We start from the raw sequence: 3,929 nt of genomic DNA, 5'->3' as shown, positions 1-3,929 counted from the left end.
CGCCTTGGCCGTGGTCCGGGTGGAAGAACCGCCCGAGAGGCTGCCCTTGGGCGCCTTCTTGACGGACACCTCGCCGCCCTTGGGGAGCTTCTTGGAGCCGCTCACCAGGTCCTTGAACCCCTGGCCCGCGCGGAAGCGGGGCACGGAGGTCTTCTTGACCCGTACGCGCTCGCCCGTCTGCGGGTTGCGGGCGTAGCGGGCCGGGCGGTCGACCTTCTCGAACGAGCCGAAGCCGGTGACCGAGACCCGGTCCCCGGCGACGACCGCACGGACGATCGCGTCGAGCACCACGTCGACGGCGTCCGCGGCCTGCTGCCGCCCGCCGACCTTGTCGGCAATCGCTTCTACGAGCTGCGCCTTGTTCACGTCTTCCCCTTCGGAGACATTGCCGGAACGAAACTGTTCAGGCGTTTTCGCACGTTAGGCAGATATATACCGCAAATCAAACACGAAACGGGCTAATCACCCTAGTGCCGCAACGAAGTCGACCGCCGCGCTGTTCCGCGGAGTCAGTCACCTTCGGGGAATCGGCCCTCATCGAGGTCCTTCATCAACCGGTCCAGACGCCTTGCCGCGCCTGGGAGATCGTGCTTAGCCGCGGCCGTGACGACCAGCAGCTTCCGGGAGAGCGCCATCCGTACGCTCTCCGGGACTTGCAGTGCACGCACGCGTGCGTGCGCTTCCTTCAATCGGTCGGCGACTTCGCCATAGAGCTCGAGTTGGCTGTCGCGTTCCATGCACCGATTGTGCCATCTGGGGCGAGTTGTCGCCCGAGGGGGTCTCAACAAGCGACTGCGCCCCCTGCCGGGAGGCAGGGGGCGCAGTGCGGGAAAAGCGCTGATCAGGCTTGGACCGTCTGCGGTTTGAAGGACGGACGGGCCGCCTCGTAGGCCGCGATGTCCGCTTCGTTCTGAAGGGTGAGGCTGATGTCGTCGAGGCCGTTGAGGAGGCGCCAGCGGGCGTTCTCGTCGAGCTCGAAGTCGGCGGTGATCCCTGCCGCGAGGACCTGCCGCTTCTCCAGGTCCACGGTCACCTCGGCGGTCGGGTCCGCCTCGGTCAGCTCCCAGAGGCGGTCCACGACGTCCTGGTCCAGGACGACGGTCAACAGGCCGTTCTTCAGCGAGTTGCCGCGGAAGATGTCGGCGAACCGGGAGGAGACGACCGTCTTGAAACCGAAGTTCTGCAGGGCCCACACGGCGTGTTCGCGTGACGAACCGGTGCCGAAGTCGGGGCCGGCCACCAGGACCGTCGCGCCCTTGCGCTCCGGGCGGTTGAGGACGAAGTCCTCGTCCTTGCGCCAGGCTTCGAAGAGGCCGTCCTCGAAGCCGTCGCGGGTGACCTTCTTCAGCCAGTGCGCGGGGATGATCTGGTCGGTGTCGACGTTGCTGCGGCGCAGCGGGACGGCACGGCCGGTGTGTGCGGTGAATGCTTCCATGGCTATCGGACTCCGGCGGGCGTACGGGTGTCGGACAGGTCTGCGGGTGAGGCCAGGTGGCCCAGTACGGCGGTGGCCGCGGCCACCTGCGGGGACACCAGGTGGGTGCGTCCGCCCTTGCCCTGCCGGCCCTCGAAGTTGCGGTTGGAGGTGGAGGCCGAGCGCTCACCGGGGGCCAGCTGGTCGGGGTTCATGCCGAGGCACATCGAGCAGCCCGCGTGCCGCCATTCGGCGCCGGCGGCGGTGAAGACCTTGTCCAGCCCCTCCTCGACGGCCTGCAGGGCGACCCTGACCGAGCCCGGGACGACCAGCATCCGTACGCCGTCGGCGACTTTGCGGCCTTCCAGCACCGAGGCCGCGTTGCGCAGGTCCTCGATGCGGCCGTTGGTGCAGGAACCCACGAAGACGGTGTCCACCCCGATCTCGCGCAGCGGCTGCCCCGCGGTCAAGCCCATGTACTCCAGGGCCTTTTCGGCGGCGTGGCGCTCCGACGCGTCGGCGTACGAAGCCGGGTCGGGGACGTCGGCCGAGAGCGGCGCGCCCTGGCCGGGGTTGGTGCCCCAGGTGACGAACGGCGCCAGCTCGGTGGCGTCGATGAGGACCTCGGCGTCGAAGACCGCGTCCTCGTCGGTGCGCAGCGTCTTCCAGTACGCGACGGCGGCGTCCCACTCCTCGCCCTGTGGCGCGTGGTCGCGGCCCCGCAGGTAGTCGAAGGTGGTCTCGTCCGGGGCGATCATGCCCGCGCGGGCGCCGGCCTCGATCGACATGTTGCAGATGGTCATCCTGGCCTCCATCGAGAGCTTCTCGATGGCGGAGCCTCGGTATTCGAGGATGTACCCCTGGCCGCCGCCGGTGCCGATCCGGGTGATGACGGCGAGGATGAGGTCCTTGGCGGTGACGTCGCCCGGCAGTTCGCCCTCGACGGTGATCGCCATGGTCCTGGGCCGGGCCATCGGCAGCGTCTGGGTGGCCAGGACGTGTTCGACCTGGCTGGTGCCGATACCGAAGGCCAGCGCGCCGAAGGCGCCGTGGGTGGAGGTGTGCGAGTCGCCGCAGACGACCGTGGTGCCGGGCTGGGTCAGACCCAGCTGCGGGCCCACCACGTGCACGACGCCCTGCTCGACGTCGCCGAGGGAGTGCAGCCGGACACCGAAGTCGGCGCAGTTCTTGCGCAGGGTCTCCAACTGGGCGCGGGAGACCGGGTCGGCGATCGGCTTGTCGATGTCGAGGGTCGGGGTGTTGTGGTCCTCGGTCGCGATGGTGAGGTCGAGACGCCGGACCGGTCGCCCGGCCTGGCGCAGACCGTCGAAGGCCTGCGGGCTGGTCACTTCGTGCAGCAGGTGCAGATCGATGAAGAGAAGGTCGGGCTCGCCCTCCGCGCGCCGGACGACGTGGTCGTCCCAGACCTTCTCCGCGAGTGTCCTACCCATCGCTTTCCCTCCGGCCGGCGTCCTCGCCGGCCCAACTAGAGATTTCGGGTGCGCCACCGTCCGGACCCCCGAGCGGGGCGGCGACTGCGGGCCGTGATGAGGCCGCGGCTACAGGTTCGCAACTTCTGGAGAAAATTGAACTTGCGTTTCACAGAGTGAGACGCGAGTATCGTCGTATGGACAACTCTAGCGGCGTCGGCGTTCTCGACAAGGCAGCTCTGGTATTGAGCGCCCTGGAGTCCGGTCCGGCCACCCTCGCCGGGCTGGTCGCGGCGACAGGGCTCGCACGGCCGACGGCACATCGACTGGCCGTGGCACTCGAACACCACCGCATGGTGGCGAGGGACATGCAGGGCCGTTTCATTCTCGGCCCCCGGCTGGCGGAGCTCGCCGCCGCGGCCGGCGAGGACCGCCTCCTGGCGACGGCGGGACCCGTACTCACGCATCTGCGCGACATCACCGGCGAGAGCGCCCAGCTCTACCGGCGCCAGGGCGACATGCGTATCTGCGTGGCGGCGGCGGAACGGCTGTCCGGACTGCGGGACACCGTGCCGGTCGGCTCCACGCTCACCATGAAGGCGGGCTCCTCCGCGCAGATCCTGATGGCCTGGGAGGAGCCGGAGCGCCTCCACCGGGGCCTCCAGGGGGCCCGCTTCACGGCGACGGCGCTCTCGGGCGTACGGCGGCGGGGCTGGGCCCAGTCGATCGGCGAGCGAGAGCCGGGCGTCGCCTCGGTCTCCGCCCCGGTGCGGGGCCCCTCGAACCGCGTGGTCGCGGCGGTCTCCGTCTCCGGACCGATCGAGCGGCTGACCCGCCACCCGGGCCGGATGCACGCCCAGGCCGTCATCGACTCGGCCGCGCGGCTGAGCGAGGCCCTGCGCCGCACGGGCTGAACCGGCGGCGCCCTCCTTCCTCCCCCAGGCCGCCCCAGCGCCGTGGCGGCCCCAAGTCACCTGTCACGCCCCCGCGATGGGCGGAGGCCGGTGGACCCGTCCGCCGCGCGCACACCAAGAAGGCCCCTCACCGTGGTGAAGGGCCTTCCCGTACTGCTGTGTTGTACCCCC

The 3,929-nt window shown here is 69.9% G+C and carries 5 protein-coding genes; 1 reads left to right on the top strand and 4 read right to left on the bottom strand.

Translation table 11 applies throughout. From position 1 onward, the window contains the following. The 4 genes from IH13_RS45330 to leuC form a co-directional block, all read right to left on the bottom strand. Window positions 1-366: HU family DNA-binding protein (locus IH13_RS45330; RefSeq protein WP_037843104.1), on the bottom strand; the 366-nt coding region annotated here is incomplete at its 3' end. Window positions 367-509: 143 nt separating this feature from the next. After that, window positions 510-737: an SCO5555 family protein gene (locus tag IH13_RS0132835; protein WP_031090220.1), complete on the bottom strand. Its 228-nt coding sequence runs from the start codon at window positions 735-737 to the stop codon at window positions 510-512. A gap of 104 nt (window positions 738-841) precedes the next feature. Continuing rightward, a complete protein-coding gene (leuD, locus tag IH13_RS0132830; RefSeq protein WP_031090219.1) occupies window positions 842-1,435 on the bottom strand; it encodes a 3-isopropylmalate dehydratase small subunit in 594 nt (197 codons plus the stop codon). A 2-nt stretch (window positions 1,436-1,437) separates the two neighbouring features. Next, window positions 1,438-2,865, bottom strand: a complete 1,428-nt coding sequence (leuC, locus tag IH13_RS0132825) for a 3-isopropylmalate dehydratase large subunit (protein WP_031090217.1) — start codon at window positions 2,863-2,865, stop codon at window positions 1,438-1,440. Between the two features lie 176 nt (window positions 2,866-3,041). On the opposite strand from leuC, the gene ndgR reads away from it, so the two are divergent. Further along, window positions 3,042-3,758, top strand: a complete 717-nt coding sequence (gene ndgR / locus IH13_RS0132820; RefSeq protein WP_014048551.1) for an IclR family transcriptional regulator NdgR — start codon at window positions 3,042-3,044, stop codon at window positions 3,756-3,758. Window positions 3,759-3,929: the final 171 nt, after the last annotated feature.

The organism is Streptomyces sp. NRRL WC-3549 (assembly GCF_000721935.1).
GTDB lineage: Bacteria > Actinomycetota > Actinomycetes > Streptomycetales > Streptomycetaceae > Streptomyces.
This window is presented reverse-complemented; position numbering and strand designations above follow the sequence as displayed.

Bases quoted from the DNA above. Each gene is read 5' to 3' on its own strand.
- IH13_RS0132835 (WP_031090220.1), bottom strand. From the start codon at position 737: ATGGAACGCGACAGCCAACTCGAGCTCTATGGCGAAGTCGCCGACCGA.
- leuD (WP_031090219.1), bottom strand. From the start codon at position 1,435: ATGGAAGCATTCACCGCACACACCGGCCGTGCCGTCCCGCTGCGCCGC.
- leuC (WP_031090217.1), bottom strand. From the start codon at position 2,865: ATGGGTAGGACACTCGCGGAGAAGGTCTGGGACGACCACGTCGTCCGG.
- ndgR (WP_014048551.1), top strand. From the start codon at position 3,042: ATGGACAACTCTAGCGGCGTCGGCGTTCTCGACAAGGCAGCTCTGGTA.